The following is a 23,613-nucleotide window of genomic DNA, read 5'->3' as shown; positions in this document are numbered from 1 at the left end:
TTGAGGATTGTCATCGCAGACAGTGCCCTGCGTGGGCGCCAGCCATGATCAAACCGCAAGATACCGCTGCTTGATTGCTTCGTTATGCCGCAGATCATCTATCGTGGCGCGATAGACGATCTGCCCCTTGTCGACGATGGCGGCATGGGTCGCAATGCCAAGACAGAAATGCATGTTCTGTTCAGCCAGTATGATTGTTACGCCCATATTCCGTAACGTTCGGATGAGTTCGCCGATGGCTTGAACGATGATCGGTGCGAGACCTTCGCTCGGCTCGTCGAGCAGGACGATGTCAGGATTGCCCATCAACGTGCGGGCCAGTGTCAGCATCTGCTGCTCACCGCCGGACAATCGGCCAGCCATTCGCGTCTTCATCCCCGCAAGAAGCGGAAAAACTTCATAGATGCGCTTGGTGTTCCAATAATCCTCGCCGCATGGGCCTTTCTTCGCACCGACAATCAGGTTGTCATCGACGGTGTGTTCGGGAAAGACCTGGCGGTCTTCCGGAACATAGCCGATACCCGCCTTCGCGATACGATATGGCGGCTGCCCGGTTACGGCTTTGCCGGCCAGGATCACGTGGCCGCGTTTTGGCGGGGCGATGCCCGCAATCGCTTTGAACGTTGTGGATTTGCCGGCCCCGTTGCGGCCGAGAAGAGCCATGGTCTGGCCCTTCTCCACCTCGAGATCGATGCCGAACAGGATTTGACTGGCGCCGTAGAAGACTTCCGCGGCTTCGATCCTCAGGAGTGGCTCAGCCATCATTGCTCTCCCGCGGCTTGAGCGAGATGATGATCTGTTCCGAGATAGGCATCGATAACATCCTGATTGCTGCGGATCTCGGCGGCAGTGCCTTGCGCCAGGATCGCTCCGTACTTGAGGACGTGAATCGTCTGGGCAATCTTGAACACGATATCCATGTCATGCTCGATAAAAAGCACGGTCATCTTCTTGGCTTCCCACAGGCGCTGTACCTTGCCGATCATTCGCCAGCGCTCGTCCGGTCCCATGCCTGCGGTCGGCTCGTCGAGCAAAAGCACTTTCGGGTCCATTGCCAAGGCGAGTCCGATATCGAGAAGCTTCTGGTCACCGTGACTGAGATTGCGCGACAGCGTCGCGGCCTTCGATGCCAAACCCAGCAATTCCAGGATTTCCTCCACCCGCGTCTTTGTTCCCTCCAGAGGGAAGCTGCGAAACAACGCTGCGGAGCGCCTTTGATGCGATGTGACAGCGGCGGTGATCGCATCTGAAACGCTGAGGCTGGGAAACAACGCAGCAACCTGGAAGGCACGGACCATGCCGAGCCGCACGATCTCAAGGCTGGATTTTCCGACGATATCCTGACCGTCGAAAATCACCTGTCCCGAATCCGCCGGGAAAGCCCCTGATATCAGGTTGAAGAAGGTCGTCTTGCCGGCCCCATTCGGACCGATGATGGCAGTCAGCGACCCATCCGGAAAATCGATGGAGATGTCGCGGCTTGCCTGCACGCCGCCAAAGCTTTTTGTGAGGTTCTTTACGCTCAGCATCAGGCGCTTTCCTTGCTTGGAAGCGCGCTGGTCTGGGCCGTTGCAGACCTGGTGGTACGTCGCCGCTCAAGCCAGTCGGCGATGTAGTCCGCAATGCCCTGTCGCAGGCCCAACACGATCGCGAGGATGACCACACCGAGAACGAGGCCATGATATTCGGTGTAGACCGTGACGAAATGCTCCAGCAGGCGAAGGAGAACGGCGCCGATCATGGGTCCCACAAAGAGCTGGCTTCCCCCGAGCATGATCATGAAGATGGCTTCGCCCGACGTCGTCCAGAATCCGAATTCCGGATAAGCTCCGGAGACAAAAAGGGCGAGCAGGATGCCGGCGACACTCGCCATCGCGCCTGCGATGACGAAGATTCCGAGCTTCATTCGTATGATGTCGACGCCGATGAAGTTGGCGCGGGTCGGGTTGTCCCGGATCAATCGCAGCGTGTAGCCGAACGGAGATTGCCAAACCTGCCGCATGATCGCGATGCAGATGATGAAGACAACAACGCAAAAAACATAGAGTGTCATTCCATTGTTCAGATCGATGCCCAGAAAGGTCGGGCGCGGTATTCCGCCGCGAAGGCCCTGATCTCCGCCGGTCAGATTCACCCACGTGAGAATGATCGAGTGAATGAACATCTGAAACGCCAATGTGATGAAGGAGAAATAGATTTCCTTCAATCGGACGCAGATCGCTCCAATGACCAGAGCAAGGAACGCTGTGCCAGCAATTGTTGCCATGATCGCGAGCGGGATCGACACCTTTCCGGTCTGCATCAGCAGGCCGAACATATAGGCGCCAGACGCAAAGTAAGCCGCGTGCCCGAATGACACGAGGCCGGTCAGGCCGACCAGCAGGTTGAGAGATGTTGCCAGAAGGCCATAGGCCATCACGTAGATAAGAAAATCTCTTATGGCGGGCTTGGTAAAGATGAAAGGCAAAACAAGCAGGACCAGCAGAAGGGCCAGTCCTGCCGCGAGGTCGCGCAGAAGACCCGGCTTCATCGTGCCGCCTCCCGGCCCAGAAGGCCGCTTGGCTTGAAGATCAACACGAGCGCCATCATTCCGAACATCAGGCCATCCACGAAGAGGGGAAACCCGATCGCCCCGAAGGCTCGCGTGAAGCCGATCAGAAGCGCCGCAATCAGTGCGCCCGCTATCGATCCCATGCCGCCGATGATCGTCACGATGAAGCTTTCGATCAGGATTGAGAGGCCCATGCCGGGTGTCAGTGTCCGCGTGGGCGCTGCAAGGGCGCCGGCAACGCCCGCGAGGGAACTTCCGACGGCGAAGACTCCGGCGTAGAGCAGCGTCGTATTGATGCCAAGTGCGCCGACCATTTGCGGATTGACCGCAAGTGCTCGCACAATTTTTCCGACGCGCGTTTTGTTAATAGCCAGCCATAGCATGGCGCCGATGGAGAGGCTCGCCCCGATCATGAACACGTAGTAGGCGGGTATGAAGCCACCCAGGAATTCAATCGGAGGCAATGCAAACGACTCCGGCATGCCCATCATCTTGTACTCAGGGCCGGCCAGCATTTTCACAAGATCATCGAAGATAAGAATGATCGCATAGCAGACGAGCAACTGCATGAGGATGTCGCTGCCGTAGACCTTGCTCATCGCGAAACGTTCGAAGATGACGCCGATGATGCCCACTCCGATCGCGCCAGCGAGGAATGCCAAGGTGAAACTTGAGGTCACCTGATAGGTCGCGTATGCGAGATAGGCTCCGACCATATAAAATGCGCCATGCGCGAAATTTATGACGCCGAGCACGCCGAAGATCAGCGACAGACCGGACGCCACCATGAAAAGCAGCATGCCGACGATGAGCGCTGTCGATAGTTGTGTAACGACGCAAGCGCTCGACGAAAAGCAGCCAGCCAAAGCCTCGAGATTCACGATATCCCTCCAGATCTTGTTTTTTGCGGTTGTTTCCGCAAATCGCTCATGGCCGGGCTCGCGCCCGGCCATAACTTGCATCAGGGCAGGACTGCCCTGAACTGGAGGAGATCAGGCGTATCCCTTCGCCTTTTTCCATTGCTGCTCGTGCTCGAGGATCTTCGACCATTCCATGTTGACATAATCGATGACCCAAGGGTCCTTTGGTATGGTTTTGCCCCAGGCGACCGGATAGTTGATGATCGTGTGATCCTTGGCGCGCATCGTGATCGTGCCATCGACGCCGAGCGGCGTCTTGAGTTGCATGCCCTCGACCTCACCAGCGAGCGCAGCGCCATCGGTCTTGCCGTTGGTCCGGCGCAACGCCTCGATGATAAAGTTGGCGCCGACGAAATTCTGCCAGCTCCAGTTGGTAGGCTCCTGTTTGGCGATTTTTACGTAGGCCTCGTAGAATGCCTTGTTCTCCGGATACGGGGGATATTCCTTGCTGTAACGATAGACCGTGTTGAGGCCGGTCGGCAGCTGCTTGATCGCTGTCAGAAGCGGCGGGTCGCCGAGACCGCCGGAGAAGAAGGCTGTGTTCTGGAACAGCCGGTAAAGGTTCGATTGCTCGATGAATGCCACGAGATCGCCGCCCCAAAGCGCCGAATAGACCGCTTGCGGTTTGGTCTGCAGCAGCTTGGTGATGCTCTCGGTATAGTCTGGTGCAAACAACTTCGGCCAAAGTTGATCCACCACCTCGATTGAAGGTTCGAAGATCTTGGCGTATTCGATGAACTCTCCTGTATTATCCCGCCCGTAAGCGTAGTCGGGCGAGCAGGTCGCCCAGCGCTTCAAGCCTTTCTCCTTGGCAATCTTGGCTGCGTACGAACCGCCTGCGACGGCGTCATGGATGCCCTGACGTGCGCAACGGAACGCGGTCTTCACGAACTGTTTGGGATCGGCCGTGAGAGTCGAGGATTCAGAGCAGGTGTGAAGGCACAGGACACCAAGGTCGCGAATAACTTCATGGACGGCGAACGATCCCGAGGATGCCTCGGCGTCGATAATGATCTCGCAGCCGTCATTGTTGATGAGGTCGCGCGTGACTTTCGCGGCTTCGTCCGGGCGTCCCTTTGAATCGCGGTCGACCAATTCCAGCTTTCGGCCATTGATGCCGCCTGCTTCGTTGATCTGGTTGAAGGCAACCTGCACGCCGGCTCGGCTCGATGTACCCAAAAGGGCAACACGTCCGGACAGGATGGTCGGCATACCGACCTTGATCGTTTTGGCTTGTGCGCGGGCTACATGGGGAAAGCCGGTAATCGCCACCCCGGCGCTCGCAATCGTTCCTCCGATGAAAGTACGTCGTCCAATGCCGCCTGTGGTTTTACTCATTGTATCCCTCCCTTTTTGTTTTATTGACCAAGTTAGCTTGGTCTGTCGTTTCACGCTTGGTCAACACCTCGTACGTTCTGATGGGCGACGTTGAACACGTCGCGAAGATGAGCACCGATGAATGCGAGAACTCCCGCGCTTGCTGAAATCACCTTGCTCAGGGTCAGCATGCCATGAGTATGCGCACTCATATGTAGCGTTGTCACCGGCACGCCTTCTTGTTCGAGGCGTCGAGCGTAGGCTCGCCCTTCCTCGCGCAACGGATCGTGCCCGCACGTCATGACTAGCGCCGATGGCGCGCCCGCAAGCGAGGAAGACTTGAGGGGCGATGAGCGCCAGTCTTCGCGGCTTGCTGGGTCCGGCGCATAGTGGTCGATAAAATAGCGCATTGTTGCCGGCGTAATCGTCATCCCAACCGTGGTCGCTTTGTAGCTCTCTCCCTCGACACTGAGATCGACTGCGGGATAGAGCAGGACCTGGTGGAGCACTTGCGGCAGTTGTCCATCCCTAGCCATCAGCGACAATACGGCGGCGAGGTTACCGCCGGCGCTGTCGCCGCCAACGGCGATCCGCGAAGGGTCGATGCGGAGCGTCTTTGCCTGTTGCGAGATATAGTTGAGTGCGGCCGCGCAGTCCTCGACGGCCGCAGGGAAGCGATGTTCAGGAGCGAGGCGGTAATCGACCGCAACGACGCAGCACTGCGCCTCGTTGGCGAGCCGGCAACAAATTCCATCGTGGGAATCGAGATTGCCGAGAACCCAGCCGCCGCCGTGCAGATAGATCAGGCAAGGGAGAATTGCGTCCCGATCCGTGCCCGCGCCGCGATAGAGTCGCAAGGGAAGCGGGCCGCCTGGGCCATCGATGGTGATGTTTCTAAGTTCGGCGACCTGATCGGGCGGCTCCTGCACCAGCGGCCGGCGAGCCGCATAAGCCTGCCGTGCCTGCTCGGGCGCCATTGCCTCGAAAGGCAGACTGCCGGCCGTGCGACCTGCGGCGATCAAGGCAAGGACGTCAGGATGTGGCGCGATCATCGTTTCTCCCACTCAAGCCTTATGCAGGCAGCACTGTTGACGGAACCCTGACTCCATTTGGGCCAGCCTCACCGGATGTCGAACCCCTTGTAGCCAGCGCCCGCAACCTCGTTGCAGATGTTCGTGTAGCGCGCGAAGCCGCCTGCGTAAGGCATGAACACGCGCGGTTTCCCGGGCACGTTCGCGCCGAGATACCAAGAGCTGCTCGCCATCGGTAGCAGCGTCGCGTTGGCTGCGTCGTTGACGTGCTCGACCCATTTCTCCGCGGCGTCCGGCAGCGCCTCGATGCGGGCGAGATCCTTCTCGCGCAGATGCCGGATGCAGGCCGTGATCCAGTCGACGTGTTGCTCGATCGCGACGGGCATGTTGCAGAGAACAGACGGACTGCCCGGGCCTGTGATTGTAAAGAGGTTTGGGAAGCCGGGTGTCTGGAGGCCGAGATAGGTGCGCGGTCCGGCTGCCCAGGCTTTGCTGAGCGGTTGATCGTTCGAGCCCGTGATGTTGAGGGCGAGGAGTGGACCTGTCAGCGCATCGAACCCTGTCGCGAACACAATGATGTCGAGTTCATACTCACCTGCGCTCGTCTTGATGCCGTTCTTTGTGATTTCGACGATGGGCTCCTTCTTGAGATCGACGAGCAAGACGTTGTCTCTATTGAACGTCTCGAAATACTCCGTGTCGATCGGCGGGCGCTTCGTCGCGAATCCGTGGTCGCGCGGCGTCAGGCGCTCCGCCACCTCGGGATCTTTCACGACTTCGCGGATTTTCTCGCGGATGAAATCAGAAGCAGTTTCGTTTGCGGCGGCGTTCGTCAGGACGTCGCTGAATGCGGCACGAAAACGAAGCCCGCCTGTTTGCCAGGCTTTCTCGTAAGCTACGTTTCGTTCGGCATCCGAAACCGACATGGCGGACTGCTGCGAGATTTCGAACGGATGGCCATTTGTTCCAGAGCGGGCCTTTTGCCAGATCTCCGGATAACTCGCTTTGACCGAACGCTGATCCTCAGCGGAGAGCGGGCCATTGCGGGCCGGAACGCTATAGTTCGCGGTGCGCTGAAAAATCGTCAGATGCTGTGCTGCAGCAGCGATAACAGGTGCAGCCTGGATACCAGTCGATCCGGTGCCGATCTGGCCGACGCGCTTTCCAGTGAAGTCGACACCTTCGTGCGGCCACGCGCCTGTATGATACCACTGGCCCCCGAACGTCTCTAAGCCTTTAAGTTTGGGGACATTTGCGGTCGAGAGGCACCCGACGGCTGCAATGAGGAAGGGAGCCACAAAGGTCTCGCCACCTTCCGTCTCCACGATCCAGCGGCTCGTCGCGTCGTCAAAACGCGCATGCGTCACCTTGGTATCGAGTTGGACATCGCGTTTCAGGTCGAGCTTGTCGGCAACGAAGTTCAGGTACTTGCGGATTTCCCAGTGCTCGGGATAGCGCTCAGTCCATTCCCATTCCTGTTCGATCTCTTTCGAGAAGGAGTAGCAATAGTAATAGCTCTCGCTGTCACAGCGTGCGCCCGGATAACGGTTCCAGTACCACGTTCCGCCGATGCCGCCGCCTTGCTCCAGCAAGCGGACGTTCAGGCCGAGCTCGTCGCGCAACTTGTGCAGTTGATAGAGTCCCGAGAAGCCCGCGCCGATGATGATGGCATCATACGATCTTTCCGACCGATGTATGGTAGTGGGAATCGTCGATTCGACCGGCAATATCTGCTCCTCCCTGTCAGGTCGCGCAAAACCGATGCGACGTCCCATGACCATGCGTTTTTGTTTTATTGCCAGAACAGGTCTTGTGACCATTCAACCCGTTCTCGCACGCCACGTCCACGCTAGCGTCTTGCGTGGGTGCATTCTATTTCCTAAAATTCACAACCGATGTGAATTATGGTCATGTTTGAAAATGAACCGTTTCGCTGAAATGACCGCATTCGTGAGATCGGTCGAAGACGGGAGTTTCACGGCAGCGGCTCGCAATCTGGCGCTGACGCCATCGGCGGTCAGCAAATTGATCGCGCGCATCGAGGATCGGTTGGGCGTTCTTCTGTTTCGACGCACCCACCGGGAGAATGTGCTCACGCCTGAAGGCGAGGCGTTCTACCGCGCTGCAATAGACGCAATCGAGGCCGTGGAAGCAGCGGATGCGGCGGCGTTCGCCAACAAAGCCATACAAGATACTTTGCGTGTGAGGTGTATTCCCATCTTCGCGACCGCTGCTTTGGCGCCGCAGATACCAGCATTCTGTCGCCTTCACCCGGCGCTTCAGGTCGAGATCCAGCTTCGGATCGATCCCGGTAATCTTCTCGACGACGGGATGGACGTTGCAATCCATGTCGGACATCTGAAGGATTCGTCATACGTCGCACGACGCTTTTCGAGCACGCGATGGGTCATTTGCGCATCCCCGGCTTACATCGCTGAGCACGGCAAGCCCGCGCATCCGAATGATCTTGTGCACCGCAACTGCATCAATTTTCTTCCCAGCATCAGCGCCAGCACGTGGTTCGTCAAAGACGGCACCCGCTCATCGAGACAGTTGCCAGTACAGGGTAACATTGTGACCAACCAGGCATCGATGGTGCGGGAATTGGCTCGGGCAGGGGTTGGTATTGTTCGGCTCACGGAGATGCAGATCGCCGACGATTTGAGGAGCGGTCAACTGATTGAATTTTTTCCGCGCCATCAATGTCCGGACGAAGATCCAATCTATGCGGTGTATCAAAGCCGGCGGCACCTCAGCTCCCGTGTGCGCGCGTTTCTTGATTTCCTCGACAGCACTTTCTCGAATCCGCCTCCGTGGAAGCGCAGACAGCGCTGAACAGGCCCGCTTCGAGCTGTCAGCGGCGTGAAAGTCATGTTTCAGCAAAGATCGCCGGTTCCCCAGTTGACGGAGCATTCGCGGACGAATATTAACTAAGCGATCGTTTAATTATATGAGGCTGCGATGCCGACGGCCATTCCTAAGCTGGGGCGACCCAAGCACGTGAAGGACACGGACCTCCGATGTCTCGCGGCTGCCGAAGAACTGTTTGCCGTCCGTGGCTTTGAAGGCACGAGTTTGCGTGAGGTGTCGGCTGCGGTGGGAATTACCAGCGCGGCACTCATTCATCACTTTGGATCTAAAGAGCGACTTTACGGTCTGGTGCTCGAGCGCCTCGCCAAAAGCCTCGATAGCTACATTATGGAAATTTCCGAGCCCGCCTCGATCGAGACGGTGGTTCGGATGTTTGAGCGCTTTCTCGACTGGAGTTTCGATCAGCAGCATCTCGCGCAGTTGCTTTTGCGCGAACTGATGGAAAACCGGACCCGCGTTTCACGCGCGCGGCGGATGCATTTGTTGTCGCTGATCGCGAGCTATGTTGAACAAATCCGCAGTGGCCAGAAGTCCGGTGCGTTCCGGCAGTTCGATGCGGAATTATTCGTCTACTACACGCTCGGTGCCATCACGCATTTCAGCGCCGCGGCTCCAACCATCGACCGGATGCTGCGGGTCGATATGGGAGACGCCATTTCGAGATTCCGCCTGACATTGCGTGACAACGTCGCAGCGATGCTGACGACCAATCAGAACATCCGATCCTCATCCAGGAGCAAGACGCCTGCGCGACGGCCGCGGGGCTGACATGGAGGGCGGCAACAACTCATCGAGAGGTGTTGGACCGGCGGGCGTTCTGCCGCGGGAAACCTGCGTTCTGCGCTACGCTCTTGATCGTCACGCTTCGGAACGCGGCGACGCGGTGTATGCCGTCTTTCAGGACGGAACGGAGTGGACCTTTCAGGAACTTCGGCGGCGGGTACGAACCTGCGCGGCTGGATTCCGCGTCGCAGGCGTGAAGCAGGGCGACCGCGTCATCATCATGATGCCGAACGGCCCGCTTGGAGTGCTGGCGCTGTTTGCAGCGAGCTATCTCGGCGCGGTGTTTGTTCCCATCAATCCTGCATTGAAGGGCAATCTTCTCGAGCATGTCTTCGCTGATTCCGCTGCGACATTTGCGGTTGTGCATGAAGATCTGCTTGGTCAGGTCGCAGCTCTGAATGCGCCTGCGCTGAACACGATTTTTTCGTCCGGCAGCGTGCCGGACGAATTTGTTTGCTCAGGCCGGACGGTGCTGCCGGTAAGCCATCTCGATGGCAAGCCGGATACTCTGCCGGAGCCGGGCGATCCGATCGAGCCATGGCATACCCAATCGATCATCTACACCTCTGGAACAACCGGCCGGTCAAAGGGTGTGCTGTCTTCGTACATGCACAGCTATTCGGCGATGAGTCCCGAGACGTGGACCTGTACGCGGGCTGGCGATCGCCACTTGCTGCATATGCCGATCTTTCATATCGGCGGTGCCTTCGTCGCCAGCACCTGTCTCTGCACCGGAAGTTCGATCGCGGTCGTGCCGGCGTTCAAGACCGGTACGTTCTGGCAGACCGTTCGCGATATGAAGGTGAACGTGGTTTTTTTGCTGGGGGCGATGGCGACTTTTCTGCTCAAGGCGCCGTCCCAGTGCGTTGATAAGGACCATCCTTTGCGCATGGTCTTTATCGTTCCGCTAGGTCAGAGCGGACCGGATTTCCAGAAGAGATTTGGCGTTGAGGTTTTCACGCTGTTCAACATGACGGAGATCAGCACGCCGCTTCTGTCGGGTGTAAATCCCGTCAAGCCGAGCACCTGCGGCCGTCCACGGCCCGGCGTGGAAGTCCGGCTCGTCGATGAAAATGACTGCGAGGTGCCTAGGGGCACGGTAGGCCAGCTTGTCGTCAGGACCGAGCAGCCGTGGGCGATGAATCACGGGTACAATGGCAATCCGCAGGCCACCGCCGATGCCTGGCGCAACGGCTGGTTTCACACCGGCGATGCCTTCATTTGCGACGAGGATGGCGATTTCTTCTTTGTCGATCGTCTCAAGGACACGATCCGCCGCCGCGGGGAAAACATCTCGTCGTATGAAATCGAGGTCGAGTTGCTGGCGCATCCCGACATCCGTGAAGCCGCAGCGGTCCCCGTTCCCAGCGAATTCACCGAGGATGAGGTGCTGGTGGTCATCGCGCCGGTTGCCGGCCGTTCAATCGAGCCGCCGGCCATCGTTGAGTTCCTCCGCGCGCGGCTGCCGCATCACATGATTCCTCGTTACGTGCGGATCGTGGAGGAACTTCCGAAAACGCCGACCGAGAAGGTCCAGAAGCACGTCCTGCGCGAACAAGGCACCACGGCCGGTACGTGGGATCGCGAAGCGACGGCGCCGGCAAGAATCAAATCTCTCTAGTTGAAGGTGAATGAAACGATGAAAACGCGTGTGCGTGTCTATACCGATTACAAAAGTCCATATGCCTATGTTGCAAACAAGCCTCTGTTTGATCTCGAGAAGTCGCACGACGTCGAGCTCGAGTGGCTGCCATACACATTGCGCATCGCCGAGTATCTGGGATCGGTCGATGACCGGTCGCCGCATTACTGGCGCAAGGTCAGGTATGCGTACATGGATGCGCGGCGCTATGCCAACGAGCAAGGTCTCATTCTGAAGGGTCCCAAGCGGATTTACGACGCGACCTATGCGAGCGCCGGCATGCTGTTCGCGCAGCGGAGCGGATTCTTTCGCGCCTACCACGACACGGTGTTCGAGATGTTCTGGACCCACCAGCTCGATCTCGATGTTCTCGATCAGATGAAGGCCGTGATCGAGAAGCTCGGCGGTTCCGCCGATGCATTTGAAGCCTATGCGACCGGCCCAGCGCAAAAGGAAGTCGATGCAATCACGACGGAGGCCGAGAGCCTTGGGGTGTTCGGCGTGCCGAGCATGTTGCTGGATGGTGAATTGTTCTGGGGCGGCGACCGTGTCGATATGCTGACGCGAAAGCTCGAACAGCGCGCCAAGGGCATTTCCCCTCCGAGCATGGCGGTGTCGCGTTGAGCGGGTCGAAGGCTTCGCTCACGATCTACAGTGTTGCGGCGTGTCCCTATGCGCAGCGCACCCGTATTCTGCTCCACCTGAAGGGATTGCAGGCGGATCTGGTCGAACTCGACCTCTCCAAACCGAGGCCTTCGTGGTTTCTGGATATCAACCCGGCAGGGAAGGTGCCTGCGCTGGTCCACGACGGGCGGGCATTGAACGAATCCAGCGTGATCAATGAGTACCTGGAAGATGTCTTTCCGGATCGGGCCGTTTTTCCTTCCGATTCATACTTGAAGGCGCAGTCGCGCATCCTGATCGATTTCTGCAACACGCAGTTCACGACCAATCTCTATCGCGTGCTGATGGAGCAGGACCCTGTTAGACGCGAGCGTATCGAAGCGGCCGCCAGAAAAGATTGGGAATGGCTCGAGAGGTTTCTCACGCGCGTCAGTCCCGATGCAAATTTCGTGTTCCCGGAGTTTGGAATGGCAGACTTAACCTACGCACCGTTCTTTCAGCGGTACGAGCTGAATGAGTATTTCTGGGGCTTCAGGATTCCGGACGGCTTGAAGCGTGTCGAGCGCTGGCGCCGTGCGTTGGCTGACCATCCATCCGTCGAAGCCACAAGTCTGCCGATGGAAGATTACGCCAAGCTCTATGCCGACTACTCGCTTGGCTTTTCCAATGGAGCGATTCCGCCGGGTCACGAGAGAAGCGCGCTCGACCCGACGATACCGCTGAGCGAGCGGCCGATGCCGCCGCGCCGTGTCGCATAAGAATCAAAATCAAAAGGAGAAACGAAAATGAAGAAACGTTTGATGGGAACTGTTGCCGCGATATGCAGCTCGCTGTTCCTGCAGGGCGCTGTCGCCGGTGAGGGAAAGATAAAGATCGGGGTGCTCACGGATCTCAGTGGTCCGGCGGCTGACATCGGCAAGGGAAGCGTTGCATCGGCTCAGATTGCGGTTGAGGAGTTCGGGGGCAAGCTTCTTGGCAAAAGCGTCGAAGTCATCTTCGGCGATACCGGCAACAAGGCCGACATCGCGGCAGGCGTGGCGCGGCAGTGGATCGATGTCGACAAGGTCGACGTTCTGGTGGATCTGGGGCTGACTAATACTGCTCTGGCGGTGCTGCCGATTGCGGCGGACAAGAATAAGATCGCCATCGCCGTCGCCCCCGCGGGAACGGCGATCACCAACGAGGCCTGCACGCCGACCAGCATTCACTGGATGTACGACACCTACGCGCTGGCTGCTGGAACGTCGAAGGTCCTCATCGATAAGGGGTTCAAGGACTGGTACTTCGTCACGACGGACTATTCGTTTGGCCACGCACTCGAAAAGGACGCGTCTGAGTTCATCAACGGCAACGGCGGTAAGATGCTGGGGTCGGTACGGCATCCGTTTAACGTCAGCGACATGTCCAGCTTCATGCTGACCGCGCAGGCTTCGAAGGCGCAGGTCATCGCCTTGGCCAACTCGAACAATGACACTGTCAACGCCATCAAGGCTGCTCGGGAATATGGCATCACGCCGAAGCAGTATATCGCACCGCTGGTGGTCTATCTCAGCACGGTTCATGGCATGGGGCTGGATCTGGCCCAAGGTCTCTATTTGACGGAAGGCTTTTACTGGGACCAGGATGAACGCGCTCGCGCCTTTGCACAGAAGTTCAAGGCAAAGACGAATGCGATGCCAGGTTCACTCCCCGCGGGCACCTATTCCGCTGTTCTCAATTACCTGAAAGCTGTTCAGGCCGCGGGCAGTGATGATACGGCAGCAGTTCTGAAGCAACTGAGGTCTGCCAAGATCGACGACCCAGTGATCCGCAACGGCCGTATTCGGGAAGACGGGCGTCTTGTCCACGACATGTATGTCTTTCAGGTGAAGGCTCCCGCCGAATCGAAAGCGCCGTACGACTATTACAAGACGATCGGTATCGTGAAGGGCGACGATGCATTCCAGCCGATTTCCAAATCGCGGTGTCCGCTGCTCAAGAAGCAAGGTTGATGAGAGCAGGAGTAGCCGGGCTCAATCTGGCTCGGCTACCTTGCTTTCTTGCGGCGATCGCGTTCGGCACGATCAGGACGACCGGAAACTCAGGACGGTGCAGTACCCTTGATCTTCCGGCACGAAGTCGCGCCGGTCGATGACATCTTCACAATGCGGGAGACGGAGTTCGCCTGCAGCAGATCCTTGCGGCTGAGGAATCGAAGGGTGCTGCGCGGATATGCATCGCAGAATTTCGAAAGTGTCGCCGCCGTCGCCGCGACGCTATCCTGCTTTGGAATGACAGCGATTCCGCCATCCCTCAGGACGAAAGCATCCTTGACGTTCGTTATGGACATGGTTGCAAGGCAAATCTTGAACAGTCCCTGATAGGCTTGCGGCGGTTGCGCCAGATCGCCACCAAGACTCCCGAGCAAATGATCGCGGCTCTTGGTGCAGCTTTCGGCTTGCGCAGAGCCCGCTGCAATCGACATCAAAATGATGCCCGCAGCGATGATCTTCATCTGCGGCCTGCGACGGCCGTGCGCGGCAGCGCATCGCCTGAATGAGCCTGCTCTCGCGCCGGTTGATTGTCCGTTGTCTTGACTTCCTTTCGCTCGCCTGCGCGCGGGAGATGGTAGGTTTCGGCAGCGCATCGTTCCCAGGACAAAGAGCGCGCATGCGCGGCGGCGCCTGCCGCCAGAATTGATCGTGTGTTGCTGTCTTCGGCGATTTCCGTGATGGCTTGCGCGATGGCTTCGACGTCAGGCTCAACGAGCAATCCGGTCTCATCCGCTAGGACGGCATCGGGAACTCCGCCGACCGCTGTCGCGACACTGGGGAGGCCGCCTGCACCGGCCTCGAGATACACAAGACCGAAGCCCTCCACGCGTCCCGATGATTCCGGGATACCGGTCAGACAGAAGAAATCGCTGGCGCCATAAATGTCGCGGATATGTTCGTTCGACAGCGATCCGAGCAGGTGAACTTCGCAATCGGTGGTGTCGACCATATCGCGAAACTCTTCGACAAAATCGGGCTCGCCGTTAGGACCGATCACGAGCCATGCGATTCGTCTGCGCAACTCGTTCGGTAGGCTCGCCAGTGCCGCGAGAGTCTTGAGATGTCCTTTCCGCCGGGTGAGGCGTGCAACGGTGACCATCACGATCTTGTCCGCATCGACGCCGTAGGCCCTGCGCGTCGCCTTGCGGCTCTTTCGTGGACCAAACCAGAAATCCGATACGCCGAGCGGAATGGCGACAACGCGTTCGCTTTCGATGGAGAAACGCTCCCGGAAAAGCTCGCGTGTAAACCGGCTGTTGGCGGCGACTTCAACGCGCGGACCGAAGACGCCGGCAGCCTGGATCGCAAGCCTCTTGAGCGGCGTCTGGGTCTCGTTGATCTCAGTCCCGTGCACAGTCATCAGGAGGCGCGCCTGAGTCCGGTGACGCGACAGGGCCAGCGGGATGAAGAACGGCCAATCGGCCGCATGGATGACGTCGTAGTCCTCGATCCGCACGTGGTTGCGCGCAAGCAAAATCTTCGAGGGAAGATTCCGCATGGAATGCAGTCCGCCGTGAAAGCGATGCAACTCAAAGGGAAACGACTTGTCTTCATCCGGAGAGCTCTTGGAATAGTCGGGGGCCAGGACTGTGACACGGGCGCCGAGCTCGGTGGCTGCTGTCGCGATTTCCCGCGCGTAGGTGCCGATGCCGCCGGTCGCAGGTGCAAATTCGCTTGTCAGCATGAGAATGTTCATGGCTGCGTCCTCAGTAAGCGAGCGGATTGGCCATCAGGCCGCGGGTGTTTTGGATTTCCTGGTGATAGCGGAAGACGCGGGCTAGCTGGGTGCTTGGCGTGAAGGTCCGGATGCTGGCCGCGATCCGCGATGAATCCATCTCGCCACGGGCGATGGCATCGCGAACATTGATGAAGCGATGCACCAGCCGTTCGACTATGTCGGCTCTCGAATCGCTTCGCGGAACCAGATAGCCGGACTCGCCGTCTCGAATGACGGCTTCAAGCTGCGGCAGGTGCGTGGAGACGACCGGGCGGCCGACCGCCAATGTCTCGAGGACGAACCGTGGCATTCCTTCGAATTCCGATGTCAGGATTCCGGCATGCGCAGATGCAAGGGTTGCGGCCATTCCGACTGCATCCTTGAATCCGTGGCGGACAGTGATCGCCTCGATCGCCGCGAACTCGGAGAACCGGTGTGGATCGCTGGTTCCGATGTAGTGAAATTCGACCTTCTCCGGCATCACCTGACGCAAGCGGTCGATCGTCTGGAACATCAGTGGCGGGTCCTTGAACTCGTCGAGGCGGCCCGCAAAGACAATACGGAATGGCGCAGTATCGCGGGGCAGGGGCTGCGGCCGAAAAATCTCGGTGTTGACCCAGGTCCACAGCGTGTCGATCTTGTCCCGCTGCCGCGGGTATTCCTTCTGCAGACGTTCGGTGATGTACGGGTTCACGCAAAGAAACTTTGCGCTGGTCGCCATGGCGAAGCGCTCGCCTGCGTTGTGGACGAACGAATATCTGCGCAATAGCGAGTCCATCTGGAGTTTCGGAACGCCCTCGCCGTGAAGCATCTGAATAAAGGGAAGGCGAAGGACTGCCGGCAGCCACGAAAATTCGACCCGGCGCAGGTCGATCGAGCACCGCCGAGAGCGGATAAGTTTCGAGACCAGACCGAAGTTGCGCAGAAGGGCTACGAAAAACTGGCCGGTGAGTGACGCGGCGATCGAACGGGCCGCCTCGCGCGCCTGGCCATCCGAATAGCGCAGGATGGGCAGGAAATCGAATGTGCGTCCCCTGAAGGTGAGTTTATGAATCTCGCCGAGTTTAAGGTCGCCGACGGAATCGACGCCGATGAAAAGAAGATCGGTATCGGTCGGATGGAATGTGATGAAGTCCCGGATGTAGGTTTCCAGCCCGCCGACCTTCTCCCCGCGCGGATCGAACGGATGAATCAGGCAAATCTGATACCGCGGGGGCGTGAGGTGAGTATTTCGGGCGCGTTGAGCCAGTGTAACCGTGGATGTCATGCCGCTTTCCTTGTCCGGGCGTTTACGATCTGCGGGATACTGCTTGCGACCAAACGTGGAACGATAGACATGCACCGTGCATAGCGCGGGCCCAGCCGACGCGGATCGCGCAGCATTCGCCACGCCCATTCGAGGCCAATCTTCTGTGTGATCAGCGGAGCGCGATTCTGCGTATGGGCGATGAAGTCCAGAGCGGCTCCGATGCAGAGCAATCCGACGCCGGGAAGTCTGTCGAGACAGCGCGCAGCGAAGATTTCCTGCCGCGGTGCGCCGAGCGCGACAAAGCAAAGTCTGGCGCCTGATTTGCGGATGCCTTCAATCGCGCGGTCAGCTTCGTCCGAGTAGGGATCGAAATTGCCGCCTGGCGCGTCGTAGCCGACGATCTGAAGTCCCTTGAAACGGCTCGCCAGCCGCCTTGCTGTGCGATGAAGTGTCAGGCGGTTGGAGCCCAGCAGATAGACAGGAATGTTTTTGCTTCCGGCCTGCTCGCAAAGAGGTTCGACCAGATCGGCGCCGGTCGTTCGTTCGATCTTCGTGCCGGCGAGACGTCCCAGCGCAACAATCGGAAAACCATCGGCGGTGACAAAGCGGGCGCGGCGATAGGCTGCCCGGAAGTCAGGCCGCTGTTGCAACTGCGCAACGTGATCGAGATTGAGTGTACAAACGCTGAAGCTGTCGCCGGTCTGTGCCGCCGACACGATGGACGACACGGCCTCCGGCATTGAGAGAATGTTGATGGCGATGCCATCGACAGTCATGTCGCGCGATTCGTGCGCCTGCGATTCCATCATGTCGAGTCCCCAATGACAATGTGGTCGAGTAACGCTTGCTCATAACGCCGACGTCATTCGCGGTGACGATCGGAACTTTGAGTAAAAGTTTTCTCTCTTCACCAACACAGTCACGAAATCGCACCATTGCGTCGCAACGATGGCGTCTCGTTTGCGAAACGCGTTGACGATGAAACAAAATCATTCTCGCAATGGAGATCTGCCATGCATGTGAAGATTTCGCGGCGACAGGCGATGTCGATACTCGCTGGCGCGGGAGTTGCATCGCGTATCACCACGCCATCTGTTGCGGCGGGTGAAAGTCTTGGCGCGATTGCGGCAGAAAATGGATTCGTGTTCGGGGCCGCTGCAGGTCCTGTGATCGACAAGGATGTTGCATATCGCGAGCTCTATACGACGCATGCGCGAATCGTGACGACCGATGTAGCCATGAAAATGGGCACGATCGCGCCGCAGCCCGGACCCAAGCGATTCGAGAGCGCGGATCGTTTGCTGAAATTCTGTGCAAGCAACAGGATTCCAATGCGCGGCCACTGCCTTGTTTGGAACGAGTGGGTTCCCGCATGGATCAAGAGCATGAGCAGCGCGGAGCGGCGGACATTCTTCGACGGTTATGTCGAGGAGGTCGCTGCGCGTTACGCCGGAAAACTGCAGTCGTGGGATGTCGTTAATGAGCCGTTCTGGCCGGGACACAAGGCGCCGGGCGGATATCGGCTCGGCCCATGGTACGACGCGTTCGGAACCGGATATGTGCGGCGAGCGTTCGAACGGGCGGCGCTTGCAGACAAGAAGACTAAATTCGTCCTCAACGAGGCGCATACAGAGCGGGATGACGACGTCGGACGAGCCATTCGCGAGGGCCTGTTGCGTCTGGTCGACGAACTGAAGGACGCAGGGGTTCCGCTCCATGCAGTCGGCCTGCAGGGACACCTTCAGCCGCGCTACCCCCACGATGCGGAGCGCTTCGCGGATTTCGTGCATGCCCTCGCCGAGCGCAAGGTGGACATCTACATCACCGAGTTTGACGTGCGGGACGACACGTTCCCGGACGATATTCCGACGCGCGACGCGATGATCGCGGACACGGGTGAAAAGTTTCTCAACACGGTGTTGCGCATCCCGGCGGTGAAGATGGTGGTCGCGTGGGAGCTTGCAGACAACTATTCCTTCTATACGGACGCAGCTAAGAAGAAGAATCCGCTGGCCGAGCGACTTCCCCGGCCATTGCCGTTTGATGATGCCAATCAAAGAAAGCCGCTTTGGTTTGCGATGGCGCGCGCATTCCGGAATGCGAAGAAAGCATAGGGTGCGGCCCTCAGCTACTGGATCGCTGTGGTCGTGTGCGAAACATCTTGAACAGGGTTGGCGCATAGAGCAGGGCAAGGGCGGCGATGTATGAGGTGGCACCCGTCGCAATATGCGCGGCCATGGTGGCGATGTTCTTGGCCTCGGGCAGAAGCCGCAGCAGGCATCCCATTGCAATCGTCGCAATGGCGATGCGGAGGAGATGACCGAGCGGTAGCCTCAGGCTGAATTGCGAGAGACCGATCGTGAAGCTCGCAATCGCGGCTGCCGATGCCGCGATGACCGTTGCAACGGCGCCGCCGACGATTCCCCAATACCAGATAAAGACGAAGCTCAGCGCCACCGTCACCAGCGCGTCGATGCTCGCAACCGCGATCATCAGGCGTGTACGACTATGCAGGAGAAAGACCTGATCGCCGAAATGGGCGCGCAGGTTTCGAATCGCTCCGGCCAGAACGGCCAACGGCAGAACAGCGAGCGTCACCTGCTGGAAGGGAGCTGCGATCAGCAGATGAACAATTTCAGCGCGCAGCATGAAGATTCCCAAGATGCTTGGTGCAAGGACAGCAATGAGCAGCGCGCTGTTGTCCGACAGCTGCTGCATCGCCGCCTTGCTGCCACTGTCCTCCATGCGCTTCACCGCGATCGGGAAAGCGGCCGCCGTCACCAGCATCGCGGCCACGGCCGCAGCCCGCTGGCCGAGACCGTAACCGACGGCGAACAGGCCCGCCGCGGCAACGCCTAGCATGTCGTTGACGACAAAGCGCGACGCGTTGAGGCCGATCCAGCTCAGCCCGCCCCCGACAATCAGGGGGATTCCGTAGTGCAGGGCATGATTGATGATCTTTCGGTCGATCGGCCAAAGGCTCCGGCCAAAACCGATCCTTGGAAGGACGACCAACGCCGCGACAAGCTGGGCTATAGCATAGCCGGCGAGCGGCCATTCGGGACCCTGACCGAGCAATTTGATCATGAGCAGGCCGATCAGAAAACCCGCGGCCGGTCCGACGATCTGCTGGATCGAGTAGACGCCGATCTGCTGCTGCACGCGGGCGCGTTCGCCGATGTAGAGATTAAGCGAGCGGGTCACGACGTAGGCGACCGCTGCAACGAGCAGGCCGGTGCTGGCGTCCGGTGAAATCACCAGGAACAGGATGCCGATGATCGCGACGCTCTGAATGATGACAGAGATCAGAAGAATCAAATTCTCGGTTCTGTAAAACCGTTGCGCTTCTTCCCCGCTCTGGAAGCGTCCGAAAAAGCGCAAGGCGTACTGGGACCACCACGCAAGAAATCCGATCTGCAGAAGTTCGTGGGTGGCCGTGACCAGCGTGATGACGCCAAGGGTGTGTTCGTTGACGACATGGGTCCAGACGACCATTGCGATCAGCTGGAATAGCGGACCGATGATCTGCGCGGGCATATAGAGGAGCGTGTGTTTCAAAAGCATGATCAGGCTCCCAGCCAGCGCAAGGTGCGGGACGGCATCACCCGCCGGATCGTCAGCAAAGCCATCACGCTGACGAGCGCCGTGATGATGTATGTAGCCACGAAGTCCGGAAATGCGCCGAACCCGCGCAGGGAGGTGTGGTCGCGCAGCATCATGACGATGAAAATGTGCCAGAGGTAGATGAAGTAGCTTCCGGATCCGATCGCCGCGAGAAACGGGAGGCGCGGACGAAAGGCCAGGAGCAGAACGCTGAAAAGCGCTGCGTAACCGAAGAAGGCAACGGAATCGTAGTCGGCGGCGTCGCCGAGGTTCGTGATTCTGATTGCTGTATAGATGAGATAGGCGATCAGGGTCGCGCCGAGGATCATCGAGCGCATATTGGGCAGCGCAGCCTCGCCGCCAGCCTTGCCGAATAGAACTCCCAGCGCCGCGAAGGAAAACCAGAATGGAATGTCACGCAGGCGTGCTTCCTGAACGAGCGATTCAGAGAAGCCCGCGCGCAACAACAGCGGATCGAGATAACTTCCGGCAATCAGTCCGAATATGATCGAGAGACCAAAAAGAGTGGCCCACTGGGAAGATCGCTGGGCGTCGATGCTGGCCCAGCGAAAGATCAGCCATAAGCCGACGGTGCAACCGAGATAGACGAAGACATAATAGTAGACGAACACGTAGGCGAGCAGGAATCGCGCCATCGTTGTGGTGACGCGATGATCCATCGCCGGGTTGTGCCAAGCCATGTAGATGTAGGCGGCGGTGAAGGCGATGGCATAGGGAACAAGCGCAGTCATGACCCGCTTCCCGAGGGGAACGCGATTCGCGCGCGCGGTCAGATATCCGGATGCGAACAGAAAGATCGGAACGCATGGCCGTAGCGCTGCGTCGAGGATGGTCGGCCAAGACGCATCGAGCGGCTGCGGCAGCGAATGGATGCCGATCACCATCAGGATGGCGATGCCCCGCATGGTGTCGATCGCGGAATCACGGCTGGCTGGTTCGGCCCGTGACGAAATCCAATTGTCCGGAATGCGCGCTGCTGCTGTCATTGTCATCGTGCGCCCCCTTGCGACGATCCGGCAGGGACGGTTGCCACCGCGCTGGGCGTGGAACTGACGATCGAACGCGCTATTAAGCGCTCGGCGTAGCGGTGTTTCAAAGAAACGGTAAGACAGAATGCTCAATGCTGCGAGCATCACAACCGCGACGGGCAGCAGCGCCAGCTTTCCTTCCGGGGTGTTCGCCAGATAGCGCGCCCCGACAGTCAGAACGATGGTGGCGACGGGAATATGAAGCATGTAGCAGGAGTAGGTATATGCGGAGGCGCGGTCGAACCGCAGGTGAGACAGGATGGTTGGTGTCTCGGACAAATCGTGCTGGATCGCGAGCACCGCGATTGCGTACACAGCGACAAGCGCCGCCATCTCGGGCAGCAGCCAGCCCAGAAGAATGAAGAGCGCTAGGCCTGCTGTCAGAGTTCCGGGGAGAACAGGCCAGCGCGCGATCTGATGCCGGAACACATAGCAGGCGACGCCGAGATTGAATCCGGGCAACGCTCTGAAGATGCCGCCCTGGTTGATCCACTCAGCCCAGGATACGCTGCCGGTAAAGGCGACGTAGACACTGTTTGCAAGAGCGGGAAGCACCACAAGTGGAATCACCAGAGCCTTGCGCCGCGCGGCTAGCAGTGCCGTGATTGGAAAGAGGAGATAGCAGAACATCTCAGCCGATAGCGACCAACTCGGGAAGTTGAAAGTCAGCCGTTGCCCGTCGAACGCGTGAAGCAGCAGAAGCTGCGCGGGCACGTCGGACAACGGGTAGCGCGCAGGATTGTCGGTCCTGGCAAGCCCGAAGTATGCGGCGGCGGCAATGGCCATATAGAACGTCAGCGTTGCCAGATGAAGCGGATAGATGCGGGCCAGCCGACGCCACATGAACCGCCCTGTGGATGAGAGGTTATTGACCTTGCCGAGATACTGGCTTGCGATGACAAACCCGGACACCACGAAGAACAGATCAACAAACAGATTGAAATGCAGGGTGTGACTGACCATGAAGCGCCCGGCGGGATGATCCTTCACATAGTCGGCATAATGCAGAACGACGACGGCGCAGGCGGCGATGATCCGCAACTCGTCCAGATGCCGCATGTTGTTGTTTCTTTGATTCTGCAATGATCGCCCTCGGATTACGTGCGCCAGACAAAGTTTCTCGTCACGGTATGATGCCTCGACCTTTGGGATCGTGAGGCGCGGGCGTCCGGGCTTTGCGTATTCGTCGTTGGGACAGCGTTGCAACCAGGTCGATCACCGCGCCTCGATCTCCTGACGCCAGCGCATTCCAGCGCGCGAGATTTTCTGCGCCGCATGTTGTAAACGATGTTCGCCATTCCGGTTCGGACAAAGCCGCGGTGATTGTGCCGGCGGCGGCAGCGGGATCGCTGGGATCGATGAAGATGCCGGATCGATCAAGCACCTCGTGAAAAATAGCCGCATCGGGTGCTATGATGGGAAGGCCTGCATACTGAGCCTCCAGCAACGGCAGGCCGAGGCCTTCTTCGTGAGAGGTGCAGATGAAAACATCGGCGCGCTGGAGAATTTGACGGACCCGGTCGCTCGATTGGTATCCGTGCAGGATCACGCCAGGGCTTTGCTCCAAGGTATTCCAATCGTCTCCCCAGCCGCGCCGTCCCACAATCTCAAGCGTGGCGTTTTCAAAGCCTCGTTCGCGTAACGCTGCGAGAATTTGGGCCGCGGCCGCAAAATTCTTGCGCGGCTCCACGGTGCCGAGCGCGACGAGACGAAGCGTTGGCGATCGGTCGGACCCTTCGATGCGGCCATCCGGACGCAAATCGAACACGTTACGCACCGGCGGGCGATAGAGTGTGATGTCAGCATCGGGCCGGCAGTGCGCGGCGAGCTTGCGCTTCGTGTCGGCGGAATTGACGAGAAAGCGAGGATAACTCCGCACCGCGAGCCTGAAGGACGGCGCCATATAAAGCCGTGCGCGCCGGTTGAGGTCGGCGCGGCGGGACAGCAGAAACATGTCGTGAATATAGGGAATGACGCGCGCCGCGAACGGCCGCAACAGTGGGCTGGGCGGAAATCCGGGGCACAGCAGAATCGCTGACGGATCCGTCAGGCGCAGCGGCAGTCCGAATGTCTGCGTGGCGATCATCCGTCCGGTGCCGTGTGCCGTTACAGGAGCGACCTCGAGCGGTGCAAGCGCCTTCGGAGAGAACAACTCAAGCGTGATACGCTCGAGGCCGGTGACGTGACGTCCGAGATGGGTGTGATCGACATAAACGGTCATGT

The 23,613-nt window shown here is 58.8% G+C and carries 21 protein-coding genes; 7 read left to right on the top strand and 14 right to left on the bottom strand.

The features are described 5' to 3' along the window. Positions 1 to 48: 48 nt before the first annotated feature. From HNQ36_RS18965 to HNQ36_RS18935, 7 genes are all read right to left on the bottom strand, one after another. Positions 49 to 762: an ABC transporter ATP-binding protein gene (locus HNQ36_RS18965; protein ID WP_184087568.1), complete on the bottom strand. Its 714-nt coding sequence runs from the start codon at positions 760 to 762 to the stop codon at positions 49 to 51. Further along, on the bottom strand, positions 762 to 1,529 hold the full coding sequence (locus tag HNQ36_RS18960; protein ID WP_184087566.1) for an ABC transporter ATP-binding protein: 768 nt from the start codon (positions 1,527 to 1,529) through the stop codon (positions 762 to 764). Before HNQ36_RS18960 ends, HNQ36_RS18965 begins: the two co-directional genes overlap by 1 nt. Continuing rightward, the gene (locus HNQ36_RS18955) at positions 1,529 to 2,530 is read right to left on the bottom strand and encodes a branched-chain amino acid ABC transporter permease (RefSeq protein ID WP_184087564.1); all 1,002 of its coding nucleotides are present in this window, start codon (positions 2,528 to 2,530) and stop codon (positions 1,529 to 1,531) included. The genes HNQ36_RS18960 and HNQ36_RS18955 overlap by 1 nt, the downstream gene beginning before the upstream one ends. Beyond that, a complete protein-coding gene (locus HNQ36_RS18950; RefSeq protein WP_184087562.1) occupies positions 2,527 to 3,432 on the bottom strand; it encodes an ABC transporter permease subunit in 906 nt (301 codons plus the stop codon). Before HNQ36_RS18950 ends, HNQ36_RS18955 begins: the two co-directional genes overlap by 4 nt. Before the next feature lie 111 nt (positions 3,433 to 3,543). Next, the gene (locus HNQ36_RS18945) at positions 3,544 to 4,809 is read right to left on the bottom strand and encodes an ABC transporter substrate-binding protein (protein WP_184087560.1); all 1,266 of its coding nucleotides are present in this window, start codon (positions 4,807 to 4,809) and stop codon (positions 3,544 to 3,546) included. Positions 4,810 to 4,859: 50 nt separating this feature from the next. Then, positions 4,860 to 5,840 carry an alpha/beta hydrolase gene (locus HNQ36_RS18940; protein WP_184087558.1) on the bottom strand — a complete coding sequence of 327 codons (981 nt, stop codon included), beginning with the start codon at positions 5,838 to 5,840 and terminating at the stop codon, positions 4,860 to 4,862. A gap of 68 nt (positions 5,841 to 5,908) precedes the next feature. Beyond that, positions 5,909 to 7,546: a flavin-containing monooxygenase gene (locus HNQ36_RS18935; protein WP_246395437.1), complete on the bottom strand. Its 1,638-nt coding sequence runs from the start codon at positions 7,544 to 7,546 to the stop codon at positions 5,909 to 5,911. Positions 7,547 to 7,592: 46 nt separating this feature from the next. Between HNQ36_RS18935 and HNQ36_RS18930 the strand changes: the two genes are divergently transcribed. The 6 genes from HNQ36_RS18930 (at position 7,593) to HNQ36_RS18905 (ending at position 13,730) form a co-directional block, all read left to right on the top strand. Then, a complete protein-coding gene (locus HNQ36_RS18930) occupies positions 7,593 to 8,654 on the top strand; it encodes a LysR family transcriptional regulator (RefSeq protein ID WP_210312100.1) in 1,062 nt (353 codons plus the stop codon). Positions 8,655 to 8,780: 126 nt separating this feature from the next. Further along, positions 8,781 to 9,458 carry a TetR/AcrR family transcriptional regulator gene (locus HNQ36_RS18925; RefSeq protein ID WP_184087552.1) on the top strand — a complete coding sequence of 226 codons (678 nt, stop codon included), beginning with the start codon at positions 8,781 to 8,783 and terminating at the stop codon, positions 9,456 to 9,458. 1 nt (position 9,459) lies between these two features. Then, on the top strand, positions 9,460 to 11,094 hold the full coding sequence (locus HNQ36_RS18920) for an AMP-binding protein (RefSeq protein ID WP_184087550.1): 1,635 nt from the start codon (positions 9,460 to 9,462) through the stop codon (positions 11,092 to 11,094). Between the two features lie 18 nt (positions 11,095 to 11,112). Then, positions 11,113 to 11,739, top strand: coding sequence for a 2-hydroxychromene-2-carboxylate isomerase (locus HNQ36_RS18915; RefSeq protein WP_184087548.1), 627 nt, complete (start codon positions 11,113 to 11,115; stop codon positions 11,737 to 11,739). Next, complete coding sequence (locus tag HNQ36_RS18910) at positions 11,736 to 12,497, top strand: glutathione S-transferase family protein (protein WP_184087540.1); 762 nt, start codon at positions 11,736 to 11,738, stop codon at positions 12,495 to 12,497. Before HNQ36_RS18915 ends, HNQ36_RS18910 begins: the two co-directional genes overlap by 4 nt. Before the next feature lie 27 nt (positions 12,498 to 12,524). Further along, a complete protein-coding gene (locus tag HNQ36_RS18905; protein ID WP_184087538.1) occupies positions 12,525 to 13,730 on the top strand; it encodes an ABC transporter substrate-binding protein in 1,206 nt (401 codons plus the stop codon). An 89-nt stretch (positions 13,731 to 13,819) separates the two neighbouring features. Here HNQ36_RS18905 and HNQ36_RS18900 read toward each other — a convergent pair whose 3' ends face one another. Genes HNQ36_RS18900 through HNQ36_RS18885 form a run of 4 tightly spaced genes read right to left on the bottom strand, consistent with a single transcriptional unit; the run spans position 13,820 to position 17,544 of the window. Next, positions 13,820 to 14,233, bottom strand: a complete 414-nt coding sequence (locus HNQ36_RS18900) for a hypothetical protein (RefSeq protein WP_246395436.1) — start codon at positions 14,231 to 14,233, stop codon at positions 13,820 to 13,822. Further along, positions 14,230 to 15,468, bottom strand: coding sequence for a glycosyltransferase family 4 protein (locus tag HNQ36_RS18895; protein ID WP_184087536.1), 1,239 nt, complete (start codon positions 15,466 to 15,468; stop codon positions 14,230 to 14,232). Before HNQ36_RS18895 ends, HNQ36_RS18900 begins: the two co-directional genes overlap by 4 nt. A gap of 10 nt (positions 15,469 to 15,478) precedes the next feature. Continuing rightward, positions 15,479 to 16,756, bottom strand: a complete 1,278-nt coding sequence (locus tag HNQ36_RS18890; RefSeq protein ID WP_184087534.1) for a glycosyltransferase — start codon at positions 16,754 to 16,756, stop codon at positions 15,479 to 15,481. Next, entirely contained in the window at positions 16,753 to 17,544 is a 792-nt protein-coding gene (locus tag HNQ36_RS18885; RefSeq protein ID WP_246395435.1) for a WecB/TagA/CpsF family glycosyltransferase, read from the bottom strand. Before HNQ36_RS18885 ends, HNQ36_RS18890 begins: the two co-directional genes overlap by 4 nt. Before the next feature lie 207 nt (positions 17,545 to 17,751). Here HNQ36_RS18885 and HNQ36_RS18880 point away from each other — a divergent pair, with 207 nt between their 5' ends. Next, complete coding sequence (locus tag HNQ36_RS18880; protein ID WP_184087529.1) at positions 17,752 to 18,852, top strand: endo-1,4-beta-xylanase; 1,101 nt, start codon at positions 17,752 to 17,754, stop codon at positions 18,850 to 18,852. Positions 18,853 to 18,862: 10 nt separating this feature from the next. Here the strand turns inward: HNQ36_RS18880 and HNQ36_RS18875 are convergent, their stop codons facing one another. The 3 genes from HNQ36_RS18875 to HNQ36_RS18865 all read right to left on the bottom strand — a co-directional run bounded on the left by HNQ36_RS18875 (position 18,863) and on the right by HNQ36_RS18865 (position 23,611). Continuing rightward, complete coding sequence (locus HNQ36_RS18875) at positions 18,863 to 20,302, bottom strand: lipopolysaccharide biosynthesis protein (protein ID WP_184087527.1); 1,440 nt, start codon at positions 20,300 to 20,302, stop codon at positions 18,863 to 18,865. 2 nt (positions 20,303 to 20,304) lie between these two features. After that, positions 20,305 to 22,449 carry an acyltransferase family protein gene (locus HNQ36_RS18870; RefSeq protein ID WP_184087525.1) on the bottom strand — a complete coding sequence of 715 codons (2,145 nt, stop codon included), beginning with the start codon at positions 22,447 to 22,449 and terminating at the stop codon, positions 20,305 to 20,307. 64 nt (positions 22,450 to 22,513) lie between these two features. Beyond that, the gene (locus tag HNQ36_RS18865; RefSeq protein WP_184087523.1) at positions 22,514 to 23,611 is read right to left on the bottom strand and encodes a glycosyltransferase; all 1,098 of its coding nucleotides are present in this window, start codon (positions 23,609 to 23,611) and stop codon (positions 22,514 to 22,516) included. Between the last annotated feature and the right edge of the window lie 2 nt (positions 23,612 to 23,613).

It is taken from the genome of Afipia massiliensis (assembly GCF_014203115.1).
In the GTDB taxonomy this organism is placed as follows: Bacteria; Pseudomonadota; Alphaproteobacteria; order Rhizobiales; family Xanthobacteraceae; genus Afipia; species Afipia massiliensis.
This window is presented reverse-complemented; position numbering and strand designations above follow the sequence as displayed.

What these genes read in the sequence shown, in the direction of transcription:
- HNQ36_RS18965 (WP_184087568.1), bottom strand. Translation starts at nt 762, where the DNA reads ATGGCTGAGCCACTCCTGAGGATCGAAGCCGCGGAAGTCTTCTACGGC.
- HNQ36_RS18960 (WP_184087566.1), bottom strand. Translation starts at nt 1,529, where the DNA reads ATGCTGAGCGTAAAGAACCTCACAAAAAGCTTTGGCGGCGTGCAGGCA.
- HNQ36_RS18955 (WP_184087564.1), bottom strand. Translation starts at nt 2,530, where the DNA reads ATGAAGCCGGGTCTTCTGCGCGACCTCGCGGCAGGACTGGCCCTTCTG.
- HNQ36_RS18945 (WP_184087560.1), bottom strand. Translation starts at nt 4,809, where the DNA reads ATGAGTAAAACCACAGGCGGCATTGGACGACGTACTTTCATCGGAGGA.
- HNQ36_RS18940 (WP_184087558.1), bottom strand. Translation starts at nt 5,840, where the DNA reads ATGATCGCGCCACATCCTGACGTCCTTGCCTTGATCGCCGCAGGTCGC.
- HNQ36_RS18930 (WP_210312100.1), top strand. Translation starts at nt 7,593, where the DNA reads ATGACCATGCGTTTTTGTTTTATTGCCAGAACAGGTCTTGTGACCATT.
- HNQ36_RS18925 (WP_184087552.1), top strand. Translation starts at nt 8,781, where the DNA reads ATGCCGACGGCCATTCCTAAGCTGGGGCGACCCAAGCACGTGAAGGAC.
- HNQ36_RS18920 (WP_184087550.1), top strand. Translation starts at nt 9,460, where the DNA reads ATGGAGGGCGGCAACAACTCATCGAGAGGTGTTGGACCGGCGGGCGTT.
- HNQ36_RS18915 (WP_184087548.1), top strand. Translation starts at nt 11,113, where the DNA reads ATGAAAACGCGTGTGCGTGTCTATACCGATTACAAAAGTCCATATGCC.
- HNQ36_RS18905 (WP_184087538.1), top strand. Translation starts at nt 12,525, where the DNA reads ATGAAGAAACGTTTGATGGGAACTGTTGCCGCGATATGCAGCTCGCTG.
- HNQ36_RS18900 (WP_246395436.1), bottom strand. Translation starts at nt 14,233, where the DNA reads ATGAAGATCATCGCTGCGGGCATCATTTTGATGTCGATTGCAGCGGGC.
- HNQ36_RS18895 (WP_184087536.1), bottom strand. Translation starts at nt 15,468, where the DNA reads ATGAACATTCTCATGCTGACAAGCGAATTTGCACCTGCGACCGGCGGC.
- HNQ36_RS18890 (WP_184087534.1), bottom strand. Translation starts at nt 16,756, where the DNA reads ATGACATCCACGGTTACACTGGCTCAACGCGCCCGAAATACTCACCTC.
- HNQ36_RS18885 (WP_246395435.1), bottom strand. Translation starts at nt 17,544, where the DNA reads ATGGAATCGCAGGCGCACGAATCGCGCGACATGACTGTCGATGGCATC.
- HNQ36_RS18880 (WP_184087529.1), top strand. Translation starts at nt 17,752, where the DNA reads ATGCATGTGAAGATTTCGCGGCGACAGGCGATGTCGATACTCGCTGGC.
- HNQ36_RS18875 (WP_184087527.1), bottom strand. Translation starts at nt 20,302, where the DNA reads ATGCTTTTGAAACACACGCTCCTCTATATGCCCGCGCAGATCATCGGT.
- HNQ36_RS18870 (WP_184087525.1), bottom strand. Translation starts at nt 22,449, where the DNA reads ATGCGGCATCTGGACGAGTTGCGGATCATCGCCGCCTGCGCCGTCGTC.
- HNQ36_RS18865 (WP_184087523.1), bottom strand. Translation starts at nt 23,611, where the DNA reads ATGACCGTTTATGTCGATCACACCCATCTCGGACGTCACGTCACCGGC.